Below are 26,630 nucleotides of genomic sequence, written 5' to 3'. Positions count from 1 at the left end.
ACACCGGCCCGCCGGGAACGACCGGAACCGTCGACGCACTCACCCTCTCCCATCGGGGTGTGGTCGCCGTGTGAGCCGCCTGAGTGTTCCCTGAGGAAGTTGGGCGACCGACCGACATGGCCGCCCACCGGACGGGGATCGGCGCAGGTCGGCGTGCCGCGTCGCTGTTCACCGGCGCCGCGGTCTAACCTCGACGCGTGACCGAGTCAACCCCGTCCGACGTCCCCGACCTGATCGCCTACGCCGAGTCGGCCATCGTCGAGGACGACGCCGTCCTGGCCGCCCGCGCCCGCGCCGAGGAACTCGGCACGACGCCGGTCAGCCCGGCGGTCGGCGCGCTGCTGGCCCTGCTCGCCCGGACCGCCGGAGCGAAGGCGGTCGCGGAGATCGGGACCGGCACCGGCGTGAGCGGCCTGTGGTTGTTGAACGGGATGGCCGAGGACGGTGTGCTGACCACCATCGACCCGGAGCCCGAACACCATCGGGCGGCCCGGGCGTCGTTCGCCGGCGCCGACATCTCACCCGGCCGCACCCGGCTCATCAACGGCACGCCCACCGACGTGCTGCCGCGCCTGTCCGACGCGTCCTACGACCTGGTGTTCATCGACGGCCCCCTACTGGACCTGCCCCGCTTCGTCGCCGAGGCGGTCCGCATGCTGCGCGTCGGCGGCGTCGTCGTGGTGCACAACGCGACCGCCGACGGCACCGTCGGCGACCCCTCCCGCACCGAGCCGGCGACCGCCGCGGCCCGCGAGGCGGCGATGCTGATCGCCGACGACGAGTCGCTGCTGCCGGTGGTGATCCCGCTCGGCCCGGGCGTGCTGGCCGCCGTCAAGACCCGCTGAACCGCCGAACCCACCCGCCTTCGGCTCCTCCGCCCCACGCGAGGGCGGGTGTGCCGAAGACGGGTGGGTTCGTCGTCTGGTCTGCTCAGACGTCCGTCGAGAACCGCACGCCGTTGTCCGGGATCTGGATGCCCGGCCACACCCGTGCGCCGCGGAGGAGTTCGCAGCGCGCACCGATGTCGGCCCCGTCGCCGACGACCGTGTCGCGGATCAGTGCTCGCGGACCGATCCGCGCCCCGAAGCCGATGATCGAGCGCTCCACCACGGCGCCGGCCTCGATCACCGCGCCGTCGAAGACCACCGCGCCGTCGAGCCGCGCCCGCGGGCCGACCTCTGCCCCGCGTCCGACGACCGTTCCGCCGATGAGCAGCGCGCCCGGTGCGACGCCCGCACCCTCGTGCACCAGCGACTCGCCGTGCCGGTCGCCGAGCGCCGGGGAAGGGGCGATGCCGCGCACCAGGTCCGCCGACCCGCGGACGAAGTCCTCCGGCGTCCCCATGTCGCGCCAGTACGCGTGGTCGACGTGGGCGTGGACGTGCTTGCCCTCGGCCAGCAGCCGCGGGAACACCTCGCGCTCGACCGAGACCGGCACGCCGAACGGGATCGTCTCGATGATCTCGCGCGTGAAGACGTAGGTGCCGGCGTTGATCTGGTCGGTCGGTGGATCCTGGGTCTTCTCCAGGAAGGCGGTGACGCGACCGTCGTCGTCGGTCGGCACGCAGCCGAAGGCGCGCGGATCGCTGACCCGGACCAGATGGATGGTGACGTCGGCGCCGGCCTCGCGATGGGTCTCGATGACGTCGCGCACGTCGGTGCCGCCGAGCACGTCGCCGTTGAAGACGACGATGGTGCCGGCGGTCAGGTCGTCGAGCACGTTGCGGATACCGCCGCCGGTGCCGAGCGGCTCGTCCTCGGTCACGTACCGGAGGTTCAGACCCAGCTTGGAACCGTCGCCGTAGTACTCGCTGAACACCTCGGCCTTGTACGACGTGCTGAGCACGACGTCGCGGATGCCCGCTGCCCGGATGCGCGACAACAGGTGGGTGAGGAAGGGCAGGCCCGCGGTCGGCAGCATCGGCTTGGGGGCCGAGAGCGTCAGCGGCCGGAGCCGAGTGCCCTGCCCACCGACGAGGACGACGGCCTGGACGTCCTCGATGACCGGATCCGATTCCTCGACGGAATCGCTTTCGCGAACGGTGTGGTTGTCCACGTGGCCCGTCCCTTTCTCATGGTTGCTGGTACTCATCGAACACTCACCGGGTCGAACACTCACCGGCCGCTGTCACCCGCCGCGGCCCGCCGCGCGGCCCTCACGGCCAGGCGGGAGCGCACGGCGAGACCGACGCGAAGCGCGAGACGTATCGGCGCGCGCAGCACACCGGGATTGCGGTCCGCCTGGAATCGGTAGGCGCTCTCGTGGTGCGCGGGCAGCATCTTCTCGGGGTGCCGGCCGGCGCTGTGACCCTTGGTGTGCACGATCTCGGCACTGGGAACGTAGACGTTCTGCCAGCCGGCCTTGCCGAGGCGGTCGCCGAGGTCGACGTCCTCCATGTACATGAAGTAGCGCTCGTCGAATCCGCCTACCTCGTCGAAGGCCTTGCGGCGCACGAGCAGACACGACCCCGACAGCCAACCCACCGGTCGTTCCGACGGGGCGACGTCGTCGGCGAGGTAGGCCGCGGTCCACGGGTTGGACTTCCAGACGGTGCCGAGGATGGCGTGGCCGGTGCCCGAGATCAGGTCGGGAACCCGGCGGGCGGACGGGTACACCGAGCCGTCGGGCTCGCGGATCAGCGGCCCGAGGGAGCCGGCGCGCGGCCAGCGGCGGGCCGCGGCGAGGAGCTCCTCGATCGCACCCGGCTTCCATTCGACGTCGGGGTTGGCGAGCAGGACGAACTCGATGTCGGGATCGAGCTGCGCGACGCCGCGGTTCATCGCCCGGCCGTAGCCGAGGTTGCCGCCGGTGCGGAGCAGGGTGACCGACTCGTACTCCTGCTCGGCGCGCTCGGGCGCACCATCGGTCGACCCGTTGTCGGCGATGATGACCTGCGGCATCTCGTCGGTCACGGCGTCGAGGCTGCGGAGAAAGGTCGCGAGGTGGTCACCGGAGAAGTAGGTCACCGTCACGACGGCTAGCTGAGCGGGCACCGGCTCAGGGTAACGAACCGCCCGCGGACGCCGAATCGGCGATGGCGGCGTGCAGTGCCGCGCGCCACTCGCGCAGCGGGGTCAGTCCCGCGGCCGCCCAGGATCGGCCCGACAGCACCGAGTACGCCGGCCGAGGTGCCGGACGGGGGAACTCCGCGGTCGTGGTCGGGTGCACGCGGGCAGGGTCGGCGCCGATCTCGGCGAAGACCGCGGCGGCGACCTCGAACCAGGTGGCCTGGCCGGCGTTGGTCGCGTGCAGCACCTTCCCGGTCACCGCGTCGCGCGGGCCGGCGAGGACGAGTTCCCACAGTCCGTCGGCGAGGTCGCGGCAGTAGGTCGGCGAGCCGAGCTGGTCGTCGACGACCGAGACGGTGTCACGGGTGGCCTCCAGCCGGCGCATGGTCCCGACGAAGTCCCGGCTCTCCGGCCCACCGGTGTACACCCACGCGGTGCGGACGACGGTGGTGCGCCCGTCGGCCGCGAGTGCGGCACGTTCGCCCGCGAGTTTGGTCGCGCCGTAGACGGTCGCGGGCTCGCCGCGCACGTCGCCGGGTTCGTAACCGTCCGGACGGTCCTCCGCGCAACCGGCGCCCTCCCCGTCGAGGGGCGTGCCGGGGAACACGTAGTCGGTGGAGATGTGGACGAGCCACGCCCCGGCGGCCGCGGTGCGCGCGGCGAGCACCGCGGGTCCGGCGGCATTGACCCGCTCGGCACCCGCGCGGTCGGATTCGGCCCCGTCGACATCGGTGTACGCCGCGCAGTTGATCACGATGTCGGCCGGCCCGAGGTCGCCGAGGGCGGTCGCCACCGACGCCTCGTCGGCGATGTCGATGTCCGCCGAGGTCAACGGTCGCCACAGCACCTGCCCGGCGGCCCGGCCGGCCCGCTCCTGCAGGGCGGTGCCGAGTTGTCCGCCGGCGCCGACGATGTGGACGGTGGGGGTCTCGGGCGTGACGCGCATGCCGACCATCGTGCCGCAGGGCGGCCCGGCCGCACACCTCCGCCACCGTCACGGGTGGGACTGCGAACCGATCGACGGACGTGATGACCACTACTCGACTTCTCGGCGTTGCGTTCTCGAATTCTCGGATCACTTCAGTAGCCTGGCGAGGTACACATCAACTGACCCTGCTTTCACTTCTGTCTCGGAAACCACACGAGTTCAGGTCGGCCCCGTGGTCGCGGCGAGAGCAGGACGACGACTGTGAAAGGGACCGCTTACCAGTGGATTCACCATCCGACGGCGCACCCGGGCGGCCGCGCCCCCGGCGTGCGGGACCGCCGGAGCCCGGCGCCCGACGGTTCCCCGACGCCGACGGCGGCCGTCGACCGGTCCGCGGTGACCGTGGTGAGCGCATCCCTGGTGAGCGCATCCCCCGAGAACCCGTCCGCGGTGAACGCACCGGCGAAACCGGACGGCCCGTGAGCGGCGGACGGCCCCGCGGTGTGCCGCAGGAGGCCCCGGGCCCCCGCCGCCGTGTGCTCCGTACCGCCCCGGACGCCGATCCGCGGGCACAGGCACGCGTGCGGAGGCAACCGCCGCCCGAGCACCGCCGCCGTGACGCCGATGCGGCAGCCGCCGACCCGCGCCGTCGGGTCCCGCCGGGCAACCCCGAGGACCGGCGCCGGCGGGCGATGCCGGAGCAGGCGGAGCCGGGACGCCCCCGCCGCGGCGGCACCCCCATGGGCCGGCGCGCCTCGGGCGAGATCCACACCCGGTCGGCACCGGCTGATCCGGCACGTCGCCGACGCCCCGGCGCCGACGACCGCAGCGGCGCTCCCGAGCGCGCGGACAGGCCCGCCGACGACAAGCGGGTGAAGGGCGCCGAGGCGGACGCGACCAGGCGTGCCGCCGCGAAGAAGGCCGCGCCGAAGAAGGCGAAGCCGACCGGCGGTGCGGGGCCGAAAGTCGGCACGAAGGCGTCAGGTGCGAAACCGACGGGCTCGAAGCCGTCAAATGCAAAACCGTCAGGCTCGAAACCGGCAGGGGCGAAGCCGACGGGCTCGAAGCCCGGCAAGACCCCCTCGGACAAGACCCCGTCGTCGAAGGACACCACCCGGAAGAAGGCACCCGGCACCCCGGCAGGCCACGAGACGCCGAGGAAGCGCCGGCTTCGCGCCGGTGCGGCAGCCGCGAGCGCAGTGTCGGCCGCCGATCTTCCGGCCGACACGTCGGCCGGCGACTCGACGACCCCGCCGACCGGCACGGACATGCACACCCGCCGAGGGTGGGCGTCGGGCGCCGGCTGGGGCCGCGCCCTGATCGCGCTCGCCTCGGTCGCGGTCCTGCTGTGCACCGGCTACGCGTGGAACACGATGTCCGACCTCGAGTCGAGCATCACGCAGCTCGGCGGGCTCGGCCTCGGCGGCGCCGAGGACGGCGCCGTCGACATCCTCCTGGTCGGCACCGACTCCCGCACCGACGCGCAGGGCAACCCACTCTCCCCCGAGGAGATGAAGCTGCTCCGTTCCGGCGACGAGGTCGCCACCAACACCGACACCATCCTGCTGATCCGAATCCCGGAGGACGGCTCGTCGGCCACCGCCATCTCCATCCCGCGCGACTCCTACGTCGACGTGCCCGGGATCGGGATGAGCAAGATCAACGCGGCCTACGGCACCACCCGCGAGGGGGTGCGCGCCCGCGCCGTCGAGGCCGGCAAGTCCCCCGAGGAGGCGGAGAAGGAGGGCACGCTCGCCGGCCGGAAGGCGCTGGTGGACACCGTCGCCAAGCTCACCGGCGTCCACGTGGACCACTACGCCGAGGTCGGCCTGCTCGGTTTCGTCCTGCTGACCAACGCGGCCGGCGGCGTCGACGTCTGCCTCAAGGCCCCGGTCCGCGATCCGTACAGCGGCGCCCGCTTCCGCGCCGGGGTCCAGACCCTGGACGGCCCCAAGGCACTCAGCTTCGTCCGCCAACGCCACGGACTCCCCCGCGGCGACCTCGATCGCATCACCCGCCAGCAGGCGTTCATGGCGTCGCTGACGCAGAAGATGCTGTCGGCGGGCACCCTCACCGACCCCGGCAAGCTCCGGGAGCTGCAGGATGCGGTGGCCCGCACGATCGTCATCGACGACGGCTGGAACATCCTCGACTTCGCCGACCAGCTCAAGGACCTCAGTGGCGGCAAGGTGAAGTTCGCGACCATCCCGATCGTCACCGAGCAGGGCTGGAGCGAGGACGGGCAGCAGAGCGTCGTCGAGGTCGACCCGCAGGCGGTGAAGGTGTTCACCGACGAGCTGCTCACCCCCAAGAAGGACAACGACGTCGCCCGCGGCGACTACAAGGTGGACGTGGTCAACGCCGGCACCATCGACGGCCTGGGCGCGAACGTCTCGAACATCTTGACCAACAAGGGATTCCAGCCCGGCACCACGTCGAGCGGCAAGGCCGACACCAAGGACTCGGTGGTCTTCGCGAAGGAGAACAACGACGCCGCGCGGGTCCTCGCGAAGGACCTCGGCGGCGTGAAGATCGTCGCCGACGACTCGCTCGCCGACGACCAGCTCAAGGTGGTCCTCACCAACACCTACGACGGACCCGGCTCGATCAACGACACCGGCGATCAGGCCGACAACGTCCCGGCCAGCGAGCGCGTCGGCAACAAGCAACCCCCGATCACCGCGGGCACGAAGGGGCCGATGTGCGTGAACTGACCCCGAACACCGTCACCGACGCCGTCTTCGGCGCGGTCGCCGACCACTCGCGTCCGATGCTGACCTTCTACGACGACGCGACCGGCGAGCGGACCGAGCTCTCGGCGGCGACGCTGGGCAACTGGGCGGCCAAGACCGGCAACTACCTGCTCGACGAGATCGGCCTGGCCACCGGGGACATCGTCGTGGTCGACCTGCCCGAGCACTGGCAGACCGCCGGCATCCTGCTCGGCGCATTGTGGGCGGGCGCCGATGTGCACTGTGGCGGAAGCGATTCCGATCTCGACGCCGCCGTCGTGTTCACCTCGCTCGCCCGCCTCGACGATCATCCGGACGCCGACGAGGTCGTCGTCGCCTCGCTCGATCCGTTCGCGCTCCCGCTGCGCGACCTCCCGCCCGGCGTGGGTGACTACGGGTCCGCGGTCCGGGTGCACGGCGACCAGTTCGTCTCCCGCTCCCCCGCTGCGGCCGCCCTCCACGGCACGCCGACCGCCGAGGTGATCGCCGCGGCCCGCGCGGCCGCGGAGGCCGACGGCATCTCGCCGGGAACCCGGGTGGTCTCGGCCCGTCCCTGGCACACCGCGGACGGCGTCCGCGACCATCTGCTCGCCCCGCTGGTCGCCGGCGGCAGCCTGGTCCACGTGGCGGCCGGCACGCCGGAACGCCTCGCCGCCGTCGCCGAGGTCGAGAAGGCCGCACTCGTACTCTGATCCGTCCGGTTCGTCGCTCTCGCCCGACCCGATCGGCGACGTTCGCCCCACGGGCGCGCGTCTCGTGCGGCACAGTGGGGACATGCGACTGCCGAAAGCCCTCGCCCGATTCAACAAGGTCGTCACCAACCCGATCCAGAGACAGTGGGCCCCGCACCTGCCGCCGTTCGCCATGGTCGAGCACGTCGGCCGCAAGACCGGGAAGAAGTACTCGATCCCGGTGCTGGCCTTCGTCGAGCGCGACAAGGTGACCATCATCCTGACCTACGGCAGGCACACCGACTGGGTGCGCAACGTCCAGCTCGCCGGATCGTTCGGCCTGATCCGCAAGGACCGGCACTACCGGGTGACCGGCCCGCGCGTCGTGCCGTCCGATTCCCCCGACCTCGCGCGCGCGGCGAAGATCCCCGCGCTGCTGTTCGAATCGGCGCTCCTGGGCACCCTCATCGAGGACTGATCCGCGATGGCCGACGACCCGCTCGACGATTTCGCCTCCGAGGACGTGACCCTTCTCGGCCGGACACGACGCGTGCACCGCAAGGGCAGCGGTCCCGCGGTCATCGTCATCGCCGAGATGCCCGGCATCAGCCCGAAGGTCGCGAACGTCGCCCGACGCATCGCCGATCGCGGCGCGACCGCGATCATGCCGTCGCTGTTCGGCGTCGACGGCCGCGACCCTCGCCCGGACAACCTCGGCGTGGTGGGCGGGGTGACCAACATGCTCGGCACCATGGCCAGGGCGTGCATCTCCCGCGAGTTCACCGTCCTCGCAACGGGAAAGACCTCACCCGTCGCAGACTGGCTGCGGGAGCTGGCCGCCCGCGAGCACGACCGCTGCGGCGGCCCCGGGGTCGGCGCGGTCGGCATGTGCTTCACCGGCGGATTCGCGCTGGCGATGGCGACCGACGAGCTGATGGTGGCGCCGGTCCTCTCCCAGCCGTCGTTGCCGTTCGCCCTGCTCCCGGGACGCGGCCGCAGCATCGACGTCTCCGACGCCGATCTCGCCGTCGTGCAGGCGCGATGCGCACGGGGACTGCAGGTGATGGGCCTGCGTTTCGCCGGCGACCGCCTGTCCCCGGGGTCGCGTTTCGAGCACCTGCGCGAACTCCTCGGCGACGCCTTCCTCGCCATCGAACTGCCCGACGACTCGGCGAACCCGGATTCGTTCCTCCCGCAACCGCATTCGGTGCTGACCGAGGACCTCGTCGACGAGCCCGGCCAGCCCACCCGGGAGGCCTTCGACCGGGTTCTCGACTTCTTCGCCGACAAGCTCGACCTGTCCGGGCCGGGCGGCGACGACGCTGCCGACCGGGGCGGCGGCGTCCCGCCCTCGCGGTGAGGGCGGTGCCGACAGGTCTAGGCTACTCCCCGAGCAGCTTCTGCTGCAGCGCGGCGTCCTTCTCGAGCACCATCTGCTCGAGCCCCTTCTGGAAGGACACCATCCGTTCGCGCAGTGCGGCATCCGACGAGGCGAGGATGCGGACCGCGAGCAGGCCGGCGTTGCGCGCGCCGCCCACCGACACGGTGGCGACCGGGACGCCGGCGGGCATCTGCACGATCGACAGCAGCGAGTCGAGGCCGTCGAGATGACGCAGCGGCACCGGCACGCCGATCACCGGCAACGGCGTCGCCGAGGCGACCATGCCCGGGAGATGGGCCGCGCCGCCGGCTCCGGCGATGATGACCTCGATGCCGTTGTCCGCGGCGCCGGCCGCGTAGTCGAGCATGCGCTGCGGGGTGCGGTGCGCCGAGATCACGCCGACCTCGAACGGCACATCGAACTCGGCGAGGGCCTCGGCCGCCGCCTGCATCGTCGGCCAGTCGGAGTCGCTGCCCATGATCAGGCCCACACGCGGACCGGCCTTGAATTCCGTTGTCTCACTCATGAATGCACATCCCATCCATCGGTCCACGTCCCATGCGACATCCAGGTCGCCGCACGCTCGGCGCGCTCGCGCACCGCCTCCACCGTCTCACCCTCGCGGCCGACGATGTTCACGTGGCCGATCTTGCGGTCCTTGCGCTCGCCCTTGCCGTAGAGGTGCACCTTGGCCTCCGGCATGCGCGCCATGAGGTGGTGCAGGCGCTCGTCCATCGACATCTCGGGCGCTTCCGGCGCGCCGAGGATGTTGGCCATCACGGTGAGCGGCGCGCTCGGCGCCGGGCTGCCCAGCGGGTAGTCGAGGACGGCCCGCAGGTGCTGCTCGAACTGCGAGGTGACCGCACCGTCCATGGTCCAGTGCCCGCTGTTGTGCGGACGCATCGCGAGCTCGTTGACGACGAGCGCGCCGTCGACGGTCTCGAAGAGCTCCATCGCCATCACGCCGACCACACCGAGGTCGTCGGCGAGCCCCATCGCCATCTGCTGGGCGCGCGCGGCGACCTCGTCGTCGAGCTCCGGTGCCGGGGCGAGCACGACGGCGCATTGCCCGTTGCGCTGGATGGTCTCCACGACCGGCCATGCCGCACCCTGGCCGAACGGCGACCGCGCGATCATCGCCGACAGCTCGCGGCGCATCGGCACCTTCTGCTCGGCGAGAAGCGCAGGCGCGTCGGCCGGGTAGTCGTCGAAGACGGCCAGTGCCTGCTCGCGTCCGTCGACGAGCCAGACGCCGCGACCGTCGTATCCGCCGCGCACGGCCTTGATCACGATCGCCCAGTCGTTGGCCTCGCCGAACTCGACCAGCCGGGCGCGGGCGGCCTCGCGGTCGCCGGACAGGTCGGCGAAGGCCGGTACCGGCAGGCCGAGTTCGGCCAGCCGCGTCCGCATCGCGAGCTTGTCCTGGGCGTAGTGCAGGGCCTTCGACGGCGGGAGGACGGCGACGCCCTCGGCCTCGAGCGCCTGCAGGTGGTGCAGCGGAACACCCTCGTGGTCGAACGTCAGCCCGGCCGAACCGGCGGCGGCGCGACGCAGGTCGTCGAGTTCGTCGTGGGAGCCCAGCACGATGTCGGCGCTCACCTGCGCGGCCGGGTCGTCCTCCGACGCGGCGAGCACGCGCAGGCACTGACCGAGCGCGATCGCGGCCTGATGGGTCATGCGCGCGAGCTGGCCGCCGCCGATCATCGTGACCGTCGGCATCCCCGACGCCGACTTCTTCGCCCGGCCCGCCTCCGGGGCGGGCGGTACCGGAGAAGTCGAGGTCACGGGTGCTGCGTCCGACTCGGGTGAATTCACGCGAACCATCGTGGCATGCCCGCCGCGGCATGCGCACAGCCGCCCGCAGAACGGGTGCCGGGATTTTGTTTCGTACACTCGGATCTTGTGCCATTGATCGACGAGTTGATCGCTCGCCTCCCAGCGCCGGTCCGACGTCTCGTCCTACGGCACCACGAACTGATCAAGTTCGCGATGGTCGGCGGCACCACGTTCGTCTTCGACCTCGCGGTCTTCTACTCGTTGAGCCTGACGATCCTCGAGTCGAAGCCGGTGATCGCGAAGGTCATCGCGGGCGTGCTGGCGACCATCCTGAGCTACATCCTCAACCGCGAGTGGGCGTTCAAGAACCGCGGCGGCCGTGAGCGCCATCACGAGGCCCTGCTGTTCTTCCTCATCAGCGGCATCGGCGTCATCCTGCAGGCCGCGCCGCTGTACATCGGCAACAACGTCTTCGACATGCGCGCGAACCTCAGCGTCTCCGAGGTCGTGGTCGTCGACTTCGTCCTCGGCTACATCATCGGCAACCTGCTGCAGATGGCGTTCCGGTTCTGGGCCCTGCGGAAGTTCGCGTTCCCCGAGGAGCTGTTGCACGGCGGCGAGGCCGGATCGACCGATCTGCACCCGAGCATCGCCGACCTCAACGATGAGGAACTCGGTCACGCCTGAGGCCGTCCGGCCCGGCGCCGTCGGGAGCCGCGCCCGGCCCTGACTCGTCGCCGTCAGTGTCGTCGTCGTCCGTGTCGTCGCCGTATCCGCTCACATCCCGGGACGGCACGACGATGGCGAACACCGGCGGACGACGCTCGGTGAGCTCGAGCCGGCCGCCGTCGGCCTCGATCAGGGCACGTGCCAGCGACAGTCCCACGCCGCTGCGGCCGGCGCCCTGGCCGGCCGAGAAGCCGCGCCGGAAGATGTGCGCGGAGATCTCGTCGGGCACCCCGGGCCCCTCGTCGGAGACGGTGATGCGCACCAGGTCGCCCGACTGCAGGGTGCTCACGGCGATGCGGCAGGTGCCCTGCCCGTGTTGCAGCGCGTTGTCGACGAGGACGCTGACCGCCTCGCGCAGGCGACCCGACTGCGTGGTGAACGCCTGCGGAGACCCCTCGTAGGACACGGTCAGCTCCCGCCCCTGCGCCTCGAACGCCTGCCGGAAGTCCTCGGCGAGCGTCGTCAGCATGTCCCCCACGTCGACGATGTGGGGTTCGACGTCGGAGTCGTCGGCGCGGGAGGCCTCGACCAGCTCGTCGAGCTCGGTGGCGAGTCTCTCGACCTGGTCGAGCGCCGCCTCCGCCTCGGCGACGACGGCCGGGTCGTCGTGCAGGGTGAGTTCGTCGAGCCGCAGCTGGATCGCCGTGAGACGGCTGCGCACCTGATGCGACGCGTCGCCGGCGATCTCGCGCTCCCGTTCCAGCCGTAGCGCCAGCGCGGTGTTGGCGTCGGCGAGCGCCCTCGACACCCGGTCGAGTTCGGCGATGCCGTACATCTTCCACTTCGTCCGGAAGTCGGGGCGGGTGAGCGTGGCGGCCCGGTCGGCGAGGTGGGTCAGCGGTTCGATGATCCTGCCGGCGCTCACCGCCGCCACGACGGAGCCGCCGATGATCGACGCGACGGCCACCAGGATCACAGTGCCGGACGCGGTGACCTGGTCGTCGAGCACCTGGTCGCGCGGTATCGACAGCGCGATCGTGCCCGCGCCGCCGAGACCGATCGACTCCGTGACCGCGGGGCCGTCGAAGTCGTCGCCGATGACGGTGCGGTGGACCGTGCCCTGATCGTCGGGGTAGGTGATGACCAGGCGCTCGTCGGGCGGCAACAGCAACTCGAAGGACTCGCGGTCGACCGACTCGGGGGTGAGCGTGCCGTCGGCCCCCTCCTGGCGGATGAGCTGATCGGCGATCACCTTGAGCCGCCCGTCGAGCTCCTCCTGGGCGATGTCCGACACCCACCACCAGGCGACGACGCTGAGCGGGATGCCCAGCAGGCACCCGACCGCGACCAGGACCGTGATCATGGTCGTGATCAGGCGACCGCGCATCGAGCTCTGTCGCTTCACGGTGTCGGCCTCATCCCGGCGTCGGTGTCATCAGGGCGTCAGGCGTCGTCGGTGCCTGGAGGGCCGCCGGTGCCTCGAGTGCCGTCAGGGCGTCAGGGGTCATCACGGGCTCAGGGGTCGAACCGGAACCCGACGCCGCGCACGGTGACGATGTGCCGGGGCCGGTGACGGCGGTCGTCGCCGATCTTCCGGCGCAACCACGAGATGTGCATGTCGAGGGTCTTCGACGACCGGAGATCGGCCGAGCCCCACACCTCGGTGAGGATCTCCTCGCGGGTGACGACCTGGCCGGCCCGTTCCATCAGGAAGCGCAACAGGTCGAACTCCCGATTGGCCAGGGTGAGGTCCTCCCCGTCGACGACGACGCGGCGGGCCCGGGCGTCGAGCCGGATCGACCCGCCCTCGAGCACGAGATCGCCGTCGACCGGCTGTCGCCTGCGCAGCAGGGCCCGAACCCGGGCGAGCAGTTCGGCCAACCGGAACGGTTTGCCGACGTAGTCGTCGGCGCCGGCGTCGAGGCCGACGACGAAATCGACCTCGTCGGTGCGGGCGGTCAGCATGAGCACCGCGAGCGACGGGCGTCGGGCGCGGACCCGGCGGCAGACCTCGAGGCCGTCGAGGTTCGGCAGCCCGAGATCGAGGATGAGCAGTCCGTACCGCGGGTCGAGGGCCTTGTCCAGTGCATCGGTGCCGGTGGCCACCACGTCGCACTCGTAGCCCTCGCGTGTCAGGGCGCGCGCGAGCGGCTCGGCGATCGCGGCGTCGTCCTCGGCCAGCAGTACGTTCCTCATCGCTCGCGTACCCCACGCTCCCCGCGCTCGTCGGGCCGGCCGGCGACGCGGCCCGGGGGATCGTCGCGCGGGTCGTCGAAGCGGTCGTCGTCCTCGCCGTACATCTCGAGAACCTCGTGGTAGAGCAGGGCGTGGACCTTCTCCACCTGCGGGATGTCGTCGAAGGACAGCGGTTCGTCGGACGCCGACTCGATGACGAGCGTGCCCGTCCGCAGCATCCGGTCGACGAGGCCGTGCCGGAACTCGACGGTGTTGATCCGCCGGATCGGGATGTCGATGCCGGACCGGGTGAGGATTCCGTTGCGGAACATCACGCGTCGGTCGGTGAGGACGAAGTGGGTCGTCTTCCACGAGAGCAGCGGCCGCGCGAAGTACCAGATGAAGCCCAGCGCCCACATCAGGCCGACGATGATGCCGAGCACCGTCTTCGGGGTCTGCCCCAGCGACGACCCGACGATGACGCCCGCCAGGACGCCGCCCGCCGCGGTGATGACCGCGAACACCAGGAGCGGCGCCAGCAGACACTTCCAGTGGGGGTGCCGGTGGAGGACGACCCGTTCCCCAGGCGCCAGGTTCTCCCGCGGGTATGCCATGCGGCCCAGCTTAATCGGCACGGGCCCGCACCGGGCTGTGCTGAGTAGACTGCGAGACGACCGGTACCGATCGACCGCCGAGCACGTGGGCGGTCGGCGAGGAGAGTGGAATGAGCTACCAGGACCCGCGCGGCCCGCACCGGGATCCCGATCCCCGGACAGCCCGATACGAGCCCGGTTACAACCCGGATTCACGTGCGTACGGCCAGCAGGGCGACCCGTACGGAGGGGCGTACCAGGCCCCCTACCCGGGCGACCCCTACCCCGCCGACACCCGCGGGGCCGCTCCCTACCGCGCCGCGGACGGCTACGCCGAGAAGCCTCCGGCTCGCCGCGGCCCCCAGGTGAACCCGGCGACCTTCGCCGGCGGCGTGGTGATGACCGGCGTCGTCACCGGTCTGGCGGCGTGGCTGGTCGCCTGGATCATCTCCGCGTTCGTGGAGAAGGTGAACGAGTCCGGCAAGCTCGGCGTGTGGAATCCCGTTGCGAACAGCGAGATCTGGTTCGGCGTCGTCGGATTCCTCTGCGCGCTGGCCGCGGGGGCGCTCTGGTACGTGCTGCAGCTGATCACCCCGGCGCCCAACCAGTTCTATCGCTGGATCGTGGCGCTGCTGCTGATCGCGGCCGTTGTCATCCCGATCCTGACCTACCGTCAGGTGTCGGTGGGCATCGAGACCGCGATCGTGCATCTGGTCATCGGCCTGCCGTCGCTGACGATCATCCCCGCGATGGGGAACAAGAGCCTGCAGCGGTAGCGCCGCGGGCGGAGCGGCTAGACGGGCCGCAGGTGGGTGACGTCGCCCGCCGCAGCCACCACTTGACGCCCGTCCGCGTCGACGACGATCCGGCCCGACGCGTCCACCCCGGTCGCTGTCCCGATCACCTCGTCGTCGCCCGGGAGCACCAGCCGGACCCGGCGCCCGATCGTGTCGCTGTCCTCCCGATACCGCTCGGCGAGCCCGTCGACGTCGTGCGGCCAGAGGTCGAGCAGCTCGGAGAGCGCGCGCAGGTAGGCCGCGGCGAGCTCGGTCGTCGGCACGTCCTTGCCGGTCGCCAGCCGCAACGACGTGGCGGTGGGCACCGGCAGTTCGTCGGCGGCCATCGTCGTGTTGAGCCCGGTGCCGATCACCGCCACCCCTCCGTCTCCTCCGCGGGTGTGGGGCGAGCGGGTGTACTCCGACAGGATCCCGGCGGTCTTGCGTCCGTCGATCAGCACGTCGTTGGGCCACTTGAGGGCAGGGCGCACCCCGCACACCTCGGCGATGCCCTGCACGGCGGCCAGCCCGGCCAGCAGCGACAGCCAGCCGAGGTATTCGGTGTGGTCGCCGACGTCCACCGCCGCCGACATCGCCAGTTGCGTCCCGCGCGGCGCGGTCCACGTCCGCGCGTGCCGGCCGCGGCCCGCGGTCTGGTCGGTGGTCAGACGGACCGTTCCGTCGATCTCCTCGGTGGCCGCCCGGGTCACCAGGTCGGCGTTGGTCGACCCCGTCGCGTCGACCACCTCGATCCGGTGCCAGCGCGTGTCGGCGAGTCGTCTCCGGAGCAGGTCGGCGTCGAGCGTCATGTCTGAAGAACCTACCCCGGCCGCCCCGGGAGCAGACGACGGCGGACTCGGGACGGGCACACCCCCGCCGACCTGCGAAACCACCGCTGACCAGGGCACCGACCGATCGCTCGGGAACCTGAGGGATATCTCACGTTGATCCGGTTGACGTGGCTCACATCCGGGTCGTTAGCATCGTTGGTCATGACCACAGCTTCACGCGACGACTCCGCCGCTCCTGACATCCACACGACTGCGGGGAAGCTCGCAGATCTGCGTAATCGTCTCGAAGAGGCGAAGCACCCCGTGGGCGAGGCCGCCGTCGAGAAGGTGCATGCCAAGGGCAAGCTGACCGCCCGCGAGCGGATCACCCATCTGCTCGACGAGGGGTCGTTCGTGGAGCTCGACGCCCTCGCCCGGCACCGGAGCACCAACTTCGGTCTCGCCGAGCGTCGTCCGGTCGGCGACGGTGTGGTCACCGGCTACGGCACCATCGACGGCCGCGAGGTCTGCGTCTTCTCGCAGGACTCCACCGTCTTCGGCGGCAGCCTCGGCGAGGTCTACGGCGAGAAGATCGTCAAGGTCATGGATCTCGCGGTCAAGACCGGTCGCCCGCTGATCGGCATCAACGACGGCGCCGGCGCCCGCATCCAGGAGGGCGTGGTCTCGCTCGGTCTGTACGGCGAGATCTTCTACCGCAACGTCCGCGCCTCGGGCGTCATCCCGCAGATCTCGCTGATCATGGGCGCCGCGGCCGGCGGTCACGTGTACTCCCCCGCGCTCACCGACTTCATCGTCATGGTCGACCAGACCAGCCAGATGTTCATCACCGGCCCCGACGTCATCAAGACCGTCACCGGCGAGGAGGTGACGATGGAGGAGCTCGGCGGCGCGAACACCCACATGGCGAAGTCGGGCACCGCGACCTACGTCGCCTCCGACGAGGAGGACGCGCTTGAGTACGTCAAGGAGCTGCTGAGCTACCTGCCGAGCAACAACCGCGCCGAGCCGCCGCGACTTCCGGTCGCACAGCCGGCCGCCGGGTCGATCGAGGACACCCTCACCGAGGAGGACCTCGAGCTCGACACGCTGATCCCGGACTCGCCGAACCAGCCGTACGACATGCACGAGGTCATCCGTCGCATCCTCGACGACGACGAGTTCCTCGAGGTCCAGGCCGAGTACGCGACCAACATCATCGTCGGCTACGGCCGCGTCGACGGCCGCAGCGTGGGCATCGTCGCCAACCAGCCGACCCAGTTCGCCGGCTGCCTCGACATCAACGCCTCGGAGAAGGCCGCCCGGTTCGTCCGCACCTGCGACGCCTTCAACATCCCGATCGTCACCCTCGTGGACGTCCCGGGCTTCCTGCCGGGCACCGACCAGGAGTACAACGGCATCATCCGCCGCGGCGCCAAGCTGCTCTACGCCTACGGCGAGGCGACGGTCGGCAAGATCACCGTCATCACCCGCAAGGCCTACGGCGGCGCCTACGACGTCATGGGCTCCAAGCACATGGGCGCCGACGTCAACCTCGCCTGGCCGACCGCCCAGATCGCGGTCATGGGCGCCTCGGGCGCGGTCGGCTTCGTCTACCGCAGCCGCCTGAAGGAGGCCGAGCAGAAGGGCGAGGACGTCGACGCGCTGCGCCTCGAGTTGCAGCAGGAGTACGAGGACACCCTCGTCAACCCGTACGTCGCGGCCGCCCGCGGTTACGTCGACGCGGTCATCCCGCCGAGCCACACCCGCGGCCAGATCGCGACCGCGCTGAGGCTCCTCGACCGCAAGGTGGTCAACGTGCCGCCGAAGAAGCACGGGAACATCCCGCTGTGACCGGGACCCCCACGAACGAGGCAACTGTGAGCGACAAGAGCGAAAACGCTTCGGAGAAGCCGTTTCTGACGATCGTCAAGGGCAACCCGACCGACGAGGACGTCGCCGTGCTGGTGACCGTCCTCGCCGGTGCGGCCTCGGCCGGCGGCGATCAGCAGCCGCAGCCGCGTGACGACTGGGGTCGGCCGATCGACAAGCTGCGTCCCGCGCTGTGGGGCCAGCCGACGAGCTTCACCAACCTCCGCTGGTGACGGTGAACGACACGACAGGTGGGATCGGGCCGGATTCGTCCGGCCCGATCTTCGTTCTCGGGTCCGCCTCCCCCGCCCGGCTGAGGGTGCTGCGCTCGGCCGGCGTGGAACCGGTCGTCCGGGTGTCGGAGGTCGACGAGGACGCGGTGCTCGCCGCGCTGCCGCCGGACACCCCGGCCGACGTCGTCGTCGCCGAACTCGCGCGCGCGAAGGCCGAATCGGTGGCCGAGCTCGACGAGCTCGCCACGGCCGCCGCCGGCGGCCGGACGGTGGTCGTCATCGGGTGCGACTCGATGCTGCTCCTCGGCGACCGCCTGCTCGGCAAGCCGCACACCCGCGAACGAGCACTCGAGCAGTGGGCCGAGATGCGCGGCGGCAGCGCGGATCTGCTGACCGGCCACCATCTCATCCGGCTGGGCGGCGAGGACGGTCCCGTCACCGCCACCGGCACCAGCTCCACGCGGATCGATTTCGCCGATGCCGACGACGAGCTCGTCTCCCGCTACGTGGACAGCGGCGAACCGCTGAAGGTCGCCGGCGCGTTCACCCTCGACGGTCTCGGCGCCTGGCTCGTCGAGGGCATCGAGGGCGACCCGTCCTCGGTGATCGGCATCGGCCTGCCGCTGGTCCGACGACTGCTGAACGAGGTCGGGTTGTCGGTCGGCGACTTCTGGCCGCACTGATCGTCGGACCGGACCGGACCGGACCGAGACGAGCCCCGAGCCGCACCCCGGACGACGAGGGTCCGGCGGTGTCACCTCACGGAGTAGAACTCGGGCCAGTACTTCGTCAGGCAGTCCGACGGCTGTCCCTGCCGGTTGAACTGCGGACCGGTCAGCCCGATCGTCAGCGCCTTGGCGCGCTCGACCGCGGAGCCGTGCCCGGTCGCCCCGCCGGTGTCGCCGATGATCGGCAGCAGCGTCGCGACCTGCAGGATCTCCTTGGGTCCGAGCGCATCTCGCTTGTACGCGGTGGACGCCCAGTTCGACGCGAGGCAGTCGGCGAGCAGTTCGCTGTTCTTGCCCTGCGGAAGCCGTACCGCCGGGATGTCGAATCTCTCCGCCATCCGGTGGACGACGTTGTGACCGTACTCGTGGGCCACCACGATCGCGGCGGTGAAGTCGCCGACGATCGGCGACGGCACCCCGAAGACGTCGCCGTCCCAGATGGCGGCGAACGTGTCGACCGGCAGCACGACGCTGCCGACCGTGGACCGTCCGTCGCCGTCGGGTGCGCGGTCCACGCTGCAGAAGAAGGCGTTCGCCTCGTCCGACCGGATCCGCGGCGAGACCCCGTCCTCGTCGGTGCAGTCGGTGCGGTACGCCGTCCCCGACCGGATCAGGACCCGTCCCGGTGCCGGGTCGCCCCAACCGAGCTCGGTGAACCATCCTCCCCACGTCTCGTCGAGGTCGTCGAGCAGCGTCGTCAGGTAGCGCGGGACGGCCGTTCGCGCGTTGGAGCCGTCGACCCCGCTCCGCATCAACGACGTCGCCGGCGTCGCGAGCTTCGGGCAGTCGTCCGGGCGGCACCGGGTGGGATCGGCCTCGGACGATGACGGCGTCGGGGTCGGGATGCGCGAGCGTGACGCCGAACCCGGCGACGTCGATGTCGACGACGCGGTCGGCACCCGCGACGACTCGGCCGGCGAGGCCTGGTCGTCGGCGGGGATCAACGAGCACGCGCTCGTCGCGGCGAGCACCGCCACGACGCCCGCCGACAACAACCAACGCAGCGTCCCTGCGCCTCGCCGACGCGGCGCCGCGACGACGTCCCGGCGATCCGCGCGGGGTCCACTTCCTCGAGCCACCCGGCGAATCTAGCAGCCGGAGACCGTGTGACCTGCAGTTCGTCATCCGACCGAAGCACGTCCGCACCCTGGCCGGAGACCCGGAGCCGATCGGCAACCGGTCGGTAGGCGCGCCGATGCCCTACCCTTTGTATCCGGGACCGACGACCGGTCCGCGCGAGAGCGCAGAGACGTCCGTACAGCAAGCTGGAGAACAGACCTGTGAGTGTTGAAACCGACCCGAACCCGGCCTTCGCCGACTACGCCCATCCCGAGCGGTTGGTGTCAACGCAGTGGCTGTCGGCTCATCTCGGCGCCAAGGGCCTGAAGATCATCGAGTCCGACGAGGACGTGCTGCTCTACGACATCGGCCACATCCCGACCGCGCAGAAGATCGACTGGCATCTGCACCTCAACGACCCGGTCACCCGCGACTACATCAACGGCGAGCAGTTCGCAGAGCTGATGCGCAGCAAGGGGATCGAGCGCGACGACACCATCGTCATCTACGGCGACAAGTCCAATTGGTGGGCCGCGTACGCACTCTGGGTGTTCACGCTCTTCGGCCACGAGGACGTGCGCCTGCTCGACGGCGGCCGCGACGCGTGGATGGCCGAGGACCGGGAGACCTCCTTCGACGTCCCCGAGTACCCGCGTTCGGACTACCCGGTCGTCGAGCGCGACGACTCGCTGATCCGCGCGTTCAAGCCGCAGGTCCTCGACGCGATCGGCAAGGAGCCGCTGGTCGACGTCCGCTCGCCGCAGGAGTACACCGGCGAGCGCACCCACATGCCGGACTACCCGGAGGAGGGCGCGCTCCGCGGCGGCCACATCCCCACCGCGATCTCGATCCCGTGGGCCAAGGCGGCCGCGCCGGACGGCCGGTTCCGTCCGCGTGCCGAACTCGACGAGATCTACCGCGACCTCGATCCGGACACCCCGACGATCGCCTACTGCCGCATCGGCGAGCGTTCGTCGCACACCTGGTTCGTGCTGACCTACCTGCTGGGCTTCACGAAGGTCCGCAACTACGACGGTTCGTGGACCGAGTGGGGCAACGCCGTGCGCGTGCCGATCGCGGTCGGCGAAGAGCCGGGTGCCGCACCCGGCGTCGAGTAGGGCCGGCGACCGACGATGACCTTGCCCCCAGCCCTGGCAGAGATCGTCGAAGACTTTGCCGCACTTGGCGATTCCGACAAGATCACCTTGCTCCTGGAATTCGCCGCGGAGCTTCCCGACCTCCCCGAGCACCTGCAGCAGGAGGCGATGGAACCGGTACCGGAGTGCCAGTCGCCGGTGTTCCTGTCCGTCGACGCCGGTGACCCGGAATCGGTACGGCTGTACTTCACCGCGCCGACCGAGGCACCCACGACGCGCGGTTTCGCGGCGATCCTGCACCAAGGACTCGACACCGCGTCGGCGCAGGAGATCCTCGACGTCCCGTCCGACTTCTATTACGAACTCGGACTGGGCAGCGCGGTGAGTCCACTGCGCCTGCGCGGGATGGCGGGCATGCTGGCCCGGATCAAGGCGCAGGTGCGCACCCAGACCGGCATCGGCGGGTCCGCACCTCCCGGGTCAGGCCGACCCGGCGCATGAAGTTCATCCAGATCCGCGACGAACCGATCGCGCCGGGCGGTCTGGTGGAGTGGACGCCGTACGTTCCCGGCGAACTGAATTCGTGGGAGCCGGATCCCCGACTCACCTCGCACAATCACGAGGAGCACCTGCGGGCGGCGTCGGAGTACCGTGCGCGCACCCAGCGCGAGGGCGGGCGCGAGGCCTGGCTGGGCCTGTCGATCGAGTTCGACGAACCCCTGTCGATCCCCGCCATTCGCAAGGTGCTGACGCAGTGGATCGACCGGCACGAGGTCCTGCGCAGCCACGTCGTGGTCAAGGGGTCGGGCCTGCAGCGGCTGACGACGCCGCCGGGCACCGTGAAGCTCAAGATGGGCCGGATCGGGTGGTACTCCGAGCCCGGTCCGCTCGTCGAGCAGCTCGGCGGCGCCTTCGACCGCGCGACGGCGCCGCTGCACTGGCCCGCCTACCTGTTCGCCACCGTCGGCCGCGCGGACTCGTTCACCCTGTTGTTCGCCGCCGATCACTCGCTCGTGGACGGGTATTCGCTGATCATGGCCCAGCAGGAGTTGGTCACCCTCTACCGCGCCGCCCGCGAGCACCGCAACCCCAACCTCCCCGAGGTCGGCAGCTACGTCGATTTCAGCGCCGAGGAGCGGTGCCTGGCCGATCAGACCGGCGCCGACCACCCGGCCGTCGCGATGTGGTCGGAGTTCCTGCGGTCCGGCGGCGGCGACATGCCGGCGTTGTTGCGTTCCTCACAGACCTCCGCCGAGCAGGCCCGCGAGGAGCAGCAGTACATCGACGAGACGACCATCCCCCAGGAGTCCCTGTGGGGCGTCATCGCCGACGACGCGACCGCCAATCGGTTCACCGCGGTGTGTTCGGAGGCGGGCGGGACCCTCACCGCCGGAATCCTGGCCGCCTTCGCGATGGTCCACCACGAGATGACCGGCGACCCCGAGTTCCGCTGCGTGCTGCCGCGCCACACCCGCAACGACACCCGGTGGCTGGCCGCGCTGGGCTGGTTCGTGGGGCTGGCGCCGTTCTGGATCGACATGTCCGACTCCCCGACCTTCGACCAGGCGGTCGCGCGGTCCACCGAGATGCTCAAACGCGGGCGTCAGGGCGCCTCTCTGCCCTTCGAGCGGGTGGCCCAGCTGATCGGGTACAAGGGAGCCCCGCGGTTCGTGATCTCGTTCATCGACACCCGGTACGCGCCGGGCGCGGGTGCCGCCGACGCCGGGCGCGCGAAGGTCATCCGCAGCCACAGCTACTCGCCGCACGAGGTCTACATCTGGATCAACCGCACGCCGTCGGGGTTGCGGTACTCCGCTCGTTTCCCACGCGAGTCGCCACTGCACGCGTACGGCGTCGACGAGTCCTCGGCGGAGTTCCGGGCGACGGCAGGCCTCGACGGCGATCCTTCGCGGCCCCTGCCCGACGCCGACGCGGCCGACATCGACCCGACCCTCGGGCCCGTGCACGCCTACCTGCACGCTTTCGCCTTACTCGTGAGTCAGCTCGGTGATGCGAGCACATTCTCGCGCGCGATGTGACCCACGGCTCCACCGAACGATTGCTCGGTGGGCTAGGGTATTGGCCGGAAGGTCGCGATGCTGGACTCCCGGCGTCGTCCATCGCCCGAGCCGTCCGCATCCCGGTCGAGGAGGGTGTACCCCCGACTTGATCGTTGTCCGACAACCGTGTCGCACGCGCCACCGCGCGCCGCGAGCACCTGAGTACGAGTAAGGCCCAGGAGAACAAGTGCCCAGTACCTCAATCAGCAAGGTCCTCATCGCCAATCGCGGCGAGATCGCTGTTCGCGTCATCCGCGCAGCCCGGGATGCGGGCATCGCCAGTGTCGCGGTGTACGCCGAGCCGGACGCGAACGCGCTGTTCGTGAAGCTCGCCGACGAGGCATTTGCGCTGGGCGGCCAGACCTCGGCCGAGTCGTACCTGGTCTTCGACAAGATCCTGGACGCCGCGAAGAAGTCGGGCGCGGACGCCATTCACCCGGGCTACGGCTTCCTGTCGGAGAACGCCGATTTCGCCCAGGCCGTCATCGACGCCGGGCTGATCTGGATCGGGCCGTCGCCGCAGTCCATCCGCGACCTCGGTGACAAGGTCACCGCACGCCACATCGCGCTGAAGGCCAACGCCCCGATGGCCCCCGGCACCAAGGACCCGGTCAAGGACGCCGACGAGGTCGTCGCGTTCGCCAAGGAGCACGGCGTGCCGGTCGCCATCAAGGCCGCCTTCGGCGGCGGTGGCCGCGGCATGAAGGTCGCCTACACCATCGAGGAGATCCCTGAGCTGTTCGAGTCGGCGACCCGCGAGGCCGTCGCCGCCTTCGGTCGCGGCGAGTGCTTCGTCGAGCGCTACCTCGACAAGGCCCGCCACGTCGAGGCCCAGGTCCTCGCCGACCAGCACGGCAACGTCATCGTCGCCGGCACGCGCGACTGCTCGCTGCAGCGTCGCTTCCAGAAGCTCGTCGAGGAGGCCCCCGCGCCGTTCCTGACCGACGAGCAGCGCACCCGTATCCACGAGTCCGCCAAGGCCATCTGCCGCGAGGCCGGCTACTACGGCGCGGGCACCGTCGAGTTCCTGGTCGGCAACGACGGCCTGGTCTCCTTCCTCGAGGTCAACACCCGCCTGCAGGTCGAGCACCCGGTCACCGAGGAGACCGCCGGCATCGACCTCGTCCGCCAGCAGTTCCGCATCGCCAACGGCGAGAAGCTCGAGATCACCGAGGACCCGACCCCGCGCGGCCACGCCTTCGAGTTCCGCATCAACGGCGAGGACGCCGGCCGCAACTTCCTGCCGGCCCCCGGCCCCATCACCGTCTACCGCGAGCCGTCGGGCCCCGGTGTGCGCGTCGACTCCGGTGTGGTCGAGGGTGACGTCATCGGCGGCCAGTTCGACTCGATGCTCGCCAAGCTGATCGTGACCGGCGAGACCCGCCAGCAGGCCCTCGAGCGTGCCCGCCGCGCCCTGGCCGAGTTCCAGGTCGAGGGCCTGGCCACGGTCATCCCGTTCCACCGCCACATCGTGGAGAACCCCGCCTTCATCGGCGACGGCGAGAAGTTCGACGTCTACACCAAGTGGATCGAGACCGATTGGGAGAACCCGATCGAGCCGTACACCGGTGGCGAGGCCATCGAGGAGGACGAGAGCGCACCGCGCCAGAAGGTCGTCGTCGAGGTCGGCGGACGCCGCGTCGAGGTGTCGCTGCCGGGCGATCTCGCCCTTGGTGGCGGAGCGTCGGCCAACGGGGTCGTCCGCAAGAAGCCGAAGGCCCGCTCGCGCAAGAAGGGTGGCGGCGCCGCCGTTTCCGGCGACGCCGTGGCCGCACCGATGCAGGGCACCGTCGTGAAGGTCGCCGTGGAGGAGGGCCAGGAGGTCTCCGCGGGCGATCTGGTGGTCGTGCTCGAGGCCATGAAGATGGAGAACCCGGTCACCGCCCACAAGGACGGCGTGGTCACCGGCCTGTCCGTCGAGGCCGGCGCCGCGGTCACCCAGGGCACCGTGCTGCTGGAGATCAAGTAGTCCCCTGCGCCACTGCAGGCGCGAGGAGTGAACGCTGCGAGCCACGAAGGCCGGTGACCTGACGTCGCCGGCCTTCGTGGCTCGTCTCGCTTCCCCACATCTGCCCCGAGGACGTCGTGCAAGCAGTCGAGATCAACGCCGGGACGTGGTACCTGCGCGCGCTACGTGCGGACGACCGGATCACCGACGTGCCGGCGTTGACCGATCTCGGGGTCGCCTCCCCTGCCGGTTACGTGTCGGCCGCCGAGGCGGGCTGGGCATCGGAGACCCGCTTCGTGTGGGCGGTCTGCATCCCCACCACCGGCGAACTCGTCGCGCTCGTCGGCGTGACTCCGGAGGGCGGAGAAGGCCGGCTCTGGGGCCGGGCCCGCGAGGGCTACGACGAGGCGCTGGACGCCGCGGTCGGACCCGTGTCGAGGTTCGCCGAGGGCGCGCTGGGGTTGAGTGTGTCGGACGAGTTCGCGCGCGATATCCGCTGACGGCCCCGGCTGCCCGTCGCGGCCGTGCTGGGGCCAGGGGATGTCGCACGCGACATCACCTCGGATCGGCGACCTCGGTCGATGTCGCCGATCCTGATCCTGTCGCATGCGACATCGGTCCGTGGAATAGCGCGCGGTCTGCGACGCGGGTCGTGACGCCCAGAACGAGCAGCCTGCCGACGATCAGGATCGCCGACAGGCCGGCGACAGCCCGAGGCCCGGCGGAACCTGTCCGCCGGGCCTCGGGATTCGCTCGAGATCAGTTGTCGCGCATTCGCGCTCCGCCGGCAACACCCGGCGAGGGGATCCGCTACACCGTCGCGTTGGCGAACGACTCGAGGGTGCTGGTGGCCTCGATGTACTCGCTCACCCAGCGCTCGATGACCGCGGAGGTCTTCTCGACCTTCTTGAACTGCCCGACCACCTGGCCGACCGGGTTGAAGGCGACGTCGATGCTCTCGTCGGGGTACTTGTGCGTCGCCGCGACCGCCATGCCGGACACCATGTACTGCAACGGCATTCCCAGCGGATCCGGGTTGTTGGGGTCCTCCCACGCCTCGGTCCAGTCGTTGCGCAGCATGCGGCACGGCTTGCCGGTGAACGAGCGACTGCGCACGGTGTCGCGGCTCGACGCGTTGATGTAGGTCTGCTGCTGGACCGGGGTGTTCTCGGCCTCCTCGACCATCAGCCACTGCGAGCCGCTCCAGGCGCCCTGCGCGCCGAGCGCGAGCGCGGCCGCGATCTGCTCACCGCTGCCGATGCCGCCGGCGGCCAGAACCGGCCGCGGCGCAACCTCTTTCACGACCTGCGGCCACAGCACGATCGAGCCGACCTCGCCGCAGTGGCCGCCGCCCTCGCCACCCTGGGCGATGATGATGTCGACACCGGCGTCGGCGTGCTTGCGGGCCTGCTTGGGCGATCCGCACAGCGCCGCGACCTTGCGGCCGGTGGCCTGGATCTTCTCGATCATGTCCTTCGGCGGCGTGCCGAGCGCGTTGGCGATCAGGGTGACCTTGGGGTGCTGCAGCGCGATCTCGACCTGCGGGGTCGCGGTCGCCTCGGTCCAGCCGAGCAGCTGCAGCGAGTTGTCGTCCTCCTCGTTGAGCGGGACGCCGTGGTCGACGAGCAGCTTGCGACCGAACTCCAGCGTCTCCTGGGGAACCATCGACTGGAGCATCTTGGTGAGCTCCTCGGCCGACATGTTCGCGTCCATGCCCTCGTACTTGTTCGGGATCACGATGTCGACGCCGTACGGGTGGTCGCCGATGTGCTCGTCGATCCAGTTCAGCTCGATCTCGAGTTGCTCGGGCGTGAATCCGACCGCGCCGAGCACGCCGTAGCCGCCGGCCTTGCTCACCGCGACGACCACGTCGCGGCAGTGCGTGAACGCGAAGATCGGGAACTCGATGCCGAGCTCGTCGCAGATCGGGGTGTGCATACAGACTCCTCGCCGGTAGGAATTAGAACGTGTTCTAATCTGGATACCAGGCCGGGCAACCACGGACAACCGTTTCGCCGAACGCTCTGTGATCTCGGCACCAGACTTGTCGGACCCCTGTCCTATCCTGCAGTTGTCAGGTGATCCTCCCGGTTCCGGTGAGGCGCCTCCCGCCCCACCTCGGGGCAGCGCAGTTCCGCCCCCGCTCGGGGCACCCCA

At 70.6% G+C, this 26,630-nt stretch carries 27 protein-coding genes; 16 read left to right on the top strand and 11 right to left on the bottom strand.

The features are described from left to right. Positions 1-197 precede the first annotated feature (197 nt). Positions 198-845, top strand: a complete 648-nt coding sequence (locus tag E1P53_RS19955) for an O-methyltransferase (RefSeq protein WP_006901264.1) — start codon at positions 198-200, stop codon at positions 843-845. Between the two features lie 85 nt (positions 846-930). On the opposite strand, the gene manB is transcribed toward E1P53_RS19955, so the two are convergent. Genes manB through rfbD form a run of 3 tightly spaced genes read right to left on the bottom strand, consistent with a single transcriptional unit; the run spans position 931 to position 3,963 of the window. Further along, positions 931-2,055, bottom strand: a complete 1,125-nt coding sequence (gene manB / locus E1P53_RS19950) for a mannose-1-phosphate guanylyltransferase ManB (protein ID WP_040527122.1) — start codon at positions 2,053-2,055, stop codon at positions 931-933. A gap of 59 nt (positions 2,056-2,114) precedes the next feature. Continuing rightward, positions 2,115-2,993 carry a glycosyltransferase family 2 protein gene (locus E1P53_RS19945; protein ID WP_131735288.1) on the bottom strand — a complete coding sequence of 293 codons (879 nt, stop codon included), beginning with the start codon at positions 2,991-2,993 and terminating at the stop codon, positions 2,115-2,117. A 4-nt stretch (positions 2,994-2,997) separates the two neighbouring features. Beyond that, positions 2,998-3,963 carry a dTDP-4-dehydrorhamnose reductase gene (gene rfbD / locus E1P53_RS19940; RefSeq protein WP_131735287.1) on the bottom strand — a complete coding sequence of 322 codons (966 nt, stop codon included), beginning with the start codon at positions 3,961-3,963 and terminating at the stop codon, positions 2,998-3,000. A 234-nt stretch (positions 3,964-4,197) separates the two neighbouring features. Here rfbD and E1P53_RS19935 point away from each other — a divergent pair, with 234 nt between their 5' ends. From E1P53_RS19935 to E1P53_RS19915, 5 genes are all read left to right on the top strand, one after another. Continuing rightward, positions 4,198-4,419, top strand: a complete 222-nt coding sequence (locus E1P53_RS19935; protein ID WP_131735286.1) for a hypothetical protein — start codon at positions 4,198-4,200, stop codon at positions 4,417-4,419. A 209-nt stretch (positions 4,420-4,628) separates the two neighbouring features. After that, on the top strand, positions 4,629-6,650 hold the full coding sequence (locus E1P53_RS20890) for an LCP family protein (protein ID WP_371831019.1): 2,022 nt from the start codon (positions 4,629-4,631) through the stop codon (positions 6,648-6,650). After that, positions 6,638-7,360 carry a TIGR03089 family protein gene (locus E1P53_RS19925; protein ID WP_131735285.1) on the top strand — a complete coding sequence of 241 codons (723 nt, stop codon included), beginning with the start codon at positions 6,638-6,640 and terminating at the stop codon, positions 7,358-7,360. Before E1P53_RS20890 ends, E1P53_RS19925 begins: the two co-directional genes overlap by 13 nt. Before the next feature lie 82 nt (positions 7,361-7,442). After that, positions 7,443-7,817, top strand: a complete 375-nt coding sequence (locus tag E1P53_RS19920) for a nitroreductase family deazaflavin-dependent oxidoreductase (RefSeq protein ID WP_131735284.1) — start codon at positions 7,443-7,445, stop codon at positions 7,815-7,817. A gap of 6 nt (positions 7,818-7,823) precedes the next feature. Then, positions 7,824-8,699, top strand: a complete 876-nt coding sequence (locus tag E1P53_RS19915; RefSeq protein ID WP_131735283.1) for a dienelactone hydrolase family protein — start codon at positions 7,824-7,826, stop codon at positions 8,697-8,699. A gap of 22 nt (positions 8,700-8,721) precedes the next feature. Here E1P53_RS19915 and purE read toward each other — a convergent pair whose 3' ends face one another. Next, complete coding sequence (purE, locus tag E1P53_RS19910) at positions 8,722-9,246, bottom strand: 5-(carboxyamino)imidazole ribonucleotide mutase (protein ID WP_006901796.1); 525 nt, start codon at positions 9,244-9,246, stop codon at positions 8,722-8,724. Next, positions 9,243-10,544 (bottom strand): 5-(carboxyamino)imidazole ribonucleotide synthase, encoded by a 1,302-nt coding sequence (locus E1P53_RS19905; RefSeq protein ID WP_131735282.1) that lies wholly within the window; start codon positions 10,542-10,544, stop codon positions 9,243-9,245. Before E1P53_RS19905 ends, purE begins: the two co-directional genes overlap by 4 nt. A 78-nt stretch (positions 10,545-10,622) precedes the next feature. Here E1P53_RS19905 and E1P53_RS19900 point away from each other — a divergent pair, with 78 nt between their 5' ends. Continuing rightward, complete coding sequence (locus E1P53_RS19900; RefSeq protein WP_109238864.1) at positions 10,623-11,183, top strand: GtrA family protein; 561 nt, start codon at positions 10,623-10,625, stop codon at positions 11,181-11,183. Here the strand turns inward: E1P53_RS19900 and E1P53_RS19895 are convergent. The 3 genes from E1P53_RS19895 to E1P53_RS19885 form a co-directional block, all read right to left on the bottom strand. After that, positions 11,155-12,552 carry a sensor histidine kinase gene (locus E1P53_RS19895; RefSeq protein ID WP_131735401.1) on the bottom strand — a complete coding sequence of 466 codons (1,398 nt, stop codon included), beginning with the start codon at positions 12,550-12,552 and terminating at the stop codon, positions 11,155-11,157. The two genes, E1P53_RS19900 and E1P53_RS19895, sit on opposite strands and share 29 nt — an antisense overlap. A gap of 128 nt (positions 12,553-12,680) precedes the next feature. After that, on the bottom strand, positions 12,681-13,361 hold the full coding sequence (locus E1P53_RS19890; protein WP_131735281.1) for a response regulator transcription factor: 681 nt from the start codon (positions 13,359-13,361) through the stop codon (positions 12,681-12,683). Next, complete coding sequence (locus E1P53_RS19885) at positions 13,358-13,954, bottom strand: PH domain-containing protein (protein WP_006901801.1); 597 nt, start codon at positions 13,952-13,954, stop codon at positions 13,358-13,360. Before E1P53_RS19885 ends, E1P53_RS19890 begins: the two co-directional genes overlap by 4 nt. Before the next feature lie 110 nt (positions 13,955-14,064). On the opposite strand from E1P53_RS19885, the gene E1P53_RS19880 reads away from it, so the two are divergent. Beyond that, positions 14,065-14,709 carry a hypothetical protein gene (locus E1P53_RS19880; protein WP_109238862.1) on the top strand — a complete coding sequence of 215 codons (645 nt, stop codon included), beginning with the start codon at positions 14,065-14,067 and terminating at the stop codon, positions 14,707-14,709. 17 nt (positions 14,710-14,726) lie between these two features. Here the strand turns inward: E1P53_RS19880 and E1P53_RS19875 are convergent, their stop codons facing one another. Beyond that, entirely contained in the window at positions 14,727-15,518 is a 792-nt protein-coding gene (locus tag E1P53_RS19875; protein ID WP_131735280.1) for a biotin--[acetyl-CoA-carboxylase] ligase, read from the bottom strand. A 183-nt stretch (positions 15,519-15,701) separates the two neighbouring features. Between E1P53_RS19875 and E1P53_RS19870 the strand changes: the two genes are divergently transcribed. Genes E1P53_RS19870 through E1P53_RS19860 form a run of 3 tightly spaced genes read left to right on the top strand, consistent with a single transcriptional unit; the run spans position 15,702 to position 18,264 of the window. After that, positions 15,702-17,330, top strand: a complete 1,629-nt coding sequence (locus E1P53_RS19870) for an acyl-CoA carboxylase subunit beta (RefSeq protein ID WP_006901804.1) — start codon at positions 15,702-15,704, stop codon at positions 17,328-17,330. Further along, on the top strand, positions 17,327-17,581 hold the full coding sequence (locus tag E1P53_RS19865) for an acyl-CoA carboxylase subunit epsilon (protein ID WP_006901805.1): 255 nt from the start codon (positions 17,327-17,329) through the stop codon (positions 17,579-17,581). Before E1P53_RS19870 ends, E1P53_RS19865 begins: the two co-directional genes overlap by 4 nt. Before the next feature lie 2 nt (positions 17,582-17,583). Continuing rightward, complete coding sequence (locus E1P53_RS19860; protein ID WP_131735279.1) at positions 17,584-18,264, top strand: Maf family protein; 681 nt, start codon at positions 17,584-17,586, stop codon at positions 18,262-18,264. 71 nt (positions 18,265-18,335) lie between these two features. Here E1P53_RS19860 and E1P53_RS19855 read toward each other — a convergent pair whose 3' ends face one another. Then, a complete protein-coding gene (locus tag E1P53_RS19855) occupies positions 18,336-19,388 on the bottom strand; it encodes a neutral zinc metallopeptidase (protein ID WP_230824515.1) in 1,053 nt (350 codons plus the stop codon). Between the two features lie 201 nt (positions 19,389-19,589). On the opposite strand from E1P53_RS19855, the gene E1P53_RS19850 reads away from it, so the two are divergent. The 5 genes from E1P53_RS19850 to E1P53_RS19830 all read left to right on the top strand — a co-directional run bounded on the left by E1P53_RS19850 (position 19,590) and on the right by E1P53_RS19830 (position 24,973). Next, a complete protein-coding gene (locus E1P53_RS19850; RefSeq protein ID WP_131735278.1) occupies positions 19,590-20,486 on the top strand; it encodes a sulfurtransferase in 897 nt (298 codons plus the stop codon). 15 nt (positions 20,487-20,501) lie between these two features. Then, the gene (locus E1P53_RS19845) at positions 20,502-20,966 is read left to right on the top strand and encodes a SufE family protein (RefSeq protein ID WP_131735277.1); all 465 of its coding nucleotides are present in this window, start codon (positions 20,502-20,504) and stop codon (positions 20,964-20,966) included. After that, positions 20,963-22,504, top strand: a complete 1,542-nt coding sequence (locus E1P53_RS19840) for a condensation domain-containing protein (protein WP_131735276.1) — start codon at positions 20,963-20,965, stop codon at positions 22,502-22,504. The genes E1P53_RS19845 and E1P53_RS19840 overlap by 4 nt, the downstream gene beginning before the upstream one ends. Positions 22,505-22,712: 208 nt before the next feature. Continuing rightward, the gene (locus E1P53_RS19835; RefSeq protein WP_109238854.1) at positions 22,713-24,494 is read left to right on the top strand and encodes an acetyl/propionyl/methylcrotonyl-CoA carboxylase subunit alpha; all 1,782 of its coding nucleotides are present in this window, start codon (positions 22,713-22,715) and stop codon (positions 24,492-24,494) included. Between the two features lie 116 nt (positions 24,495-24,610). Further along, positions 24,611-24,973 carry a hypothetical protein gene (locus E1P53_RS19830; protein WP_131735275.1) on the top strand — a complete coding sequence of 121 codons (363 nt, stop codon included), beginning with the start codon at positions 24,611-24,613 and terminating at the stop codon, positions 24,971-24,973. A 310-nt stretch (positions 24,974-25,283) separates the two neighbouring features. On the opposite strand, the gene E1P53_RS19825 is transcribed toward E1P53_RS19830, so the two are convergent. Further along, positions 25,284-26,411 carry a nitronate monooxygenase gene (locus tag E1P53_RS19825; protein ID WP_006901814.1) on the bottom strand — a complete coding sequence of 376 codons (1,128 nt, stop codon included), beginning with the start codon at positions 26,409-26,411 and terminating at the stop codon, positions 25,284-25,286. Positions 26,412-26,630 lie beyond the last annotated feature (219 nt).

Origin of the sequence: Gordonia paraffinivorans, from assembly GCF_900683595.1 — a bacterium.
Taxonomy (GTDB): Bacteria; Actinomycetota; Actinomycetes; order Mycobacteriales; family Mycobacteriaceae; genus Gordonia; species Gordonia paraffinivorans.
The sequence above is the reverse complement of the archived record's forward strand: the minus strand, read 5'-3'. Positions and strand labels throughout refer to the sequence as shown.

What these genes read in the sequence shown, in the direction of transcription:
- E1P53_RS19895 (WP_131735401.1), bottom strand. Translation starts at nt 12,552, where the DNA reads ATGCGCGGTCGCCTGATCACGACCATGATCACGGTCCTGGTCGCGGTC.
- E1P53_RS19875 (WP_131735280.1), bottom strand. Translation starts at nt 15,518, where the DNA reads ATGACGCTCGACGCCGACCTGCTCCGGAGACGACTCGCCGACACGCGC.
- E1P53_RS19825 (WP_006901814.1), bottom strand. Translation starts at nt 26,411, where the DNA reads ATGCACACCCCGATCTGCGACGAGCTCGGCATCGAGTTCCCGATCTTC.
- E1P53_RS19905 (WP_131735282.1), bottom strand. Translation starts at nt 10,544, where the DNA reads ATGGTTCGCGTGAATTCACCCGAGTCGGACGCAGCACCCGTGACCTCG.
- E1P53_RS19870 (WP_006901804.1), top strand. Translation starts at nt 15,702, where the DNA reads ATGACCACAGCTTCACGCGACGACTCCGCCGCTCCTGACATCCACACG.
- E1P53_RS19880 (WP_109238862.1), top strand. Translation starts at nt 14,065, where the DNA reads ATGAGCTACCAGGACCCGCGCGGCCCGCACCGGGATCCCGATCCCCGG.
- E1P53_RS20890 (WP_371831019.1), top strand. Translation starts at nt 4,629, where the DNA reads ATGCCGGAGCAGGCGGAGCCGGGACGCCCCCGCCGCGGCGGCACCCCC.
- E1P53_RS19920 (WP_131735284.1), top strand. Translation starts at nt 7,443, where the DNA reads ATGCGACTGCCGAAAGCCCTCGCCCGATTCAACAAGGTCGTCACCAAC.
- rfbD (WP_131735287.1), bottom strand. Translation starts at nt 3,963, where the DNA reads ATGGTCGGCATGCGCGTCACGCCCGAGACCCCCACCGTCCACATCGTC.
- E1P53_RS19845 (WP_131735277.1), top strand. Translation starts at nt 20,502, where the DNA reads ATGACCTTGCCCCCAGCCCTGGCAGAGATCGTCGAAGACTTTGCCGCA.
- E1P53_RS19885 (WP_006901801.1), bottom strand. Translation starts at nt 13,954, where the DNA reads ATGGCATACCCGCGGGAGAACCTGGCGCCTGGGGAACGGGTCGTCCTC.
- E1P53_RS19915 (WP_131735283.1), top strand. Translation starts at nt 7,824, where the DNA reads ATGGCCGACGACCCGCTCGACGATTTCGCCTCCGAGGACGTGACCCTT.
- E1P53_RS19890 (WP_131735281.1), bottom strand. Translation starts at nt 13,361, where the DNA reads ATGAGGAACGTACTGCTGGCCGAGGACGACGCCGCGATCGCCGAGCCG.
- E1P53_RS19840 (WP_131735276.1), top strand. Translation starts at nt 20,963, where the DNA reads ATGAAGTTCATCCAGATCCGCGACGAACCGATCGCGCCGGGCGGTCTG.
- purE (WP_006901796.1), bottom strand. Translation starts at nt 9,246, where the DNA reads ATGAGTGAGACAACGGAATTCAAGGCCGGTCCGCGTGTGGGCCTGATC.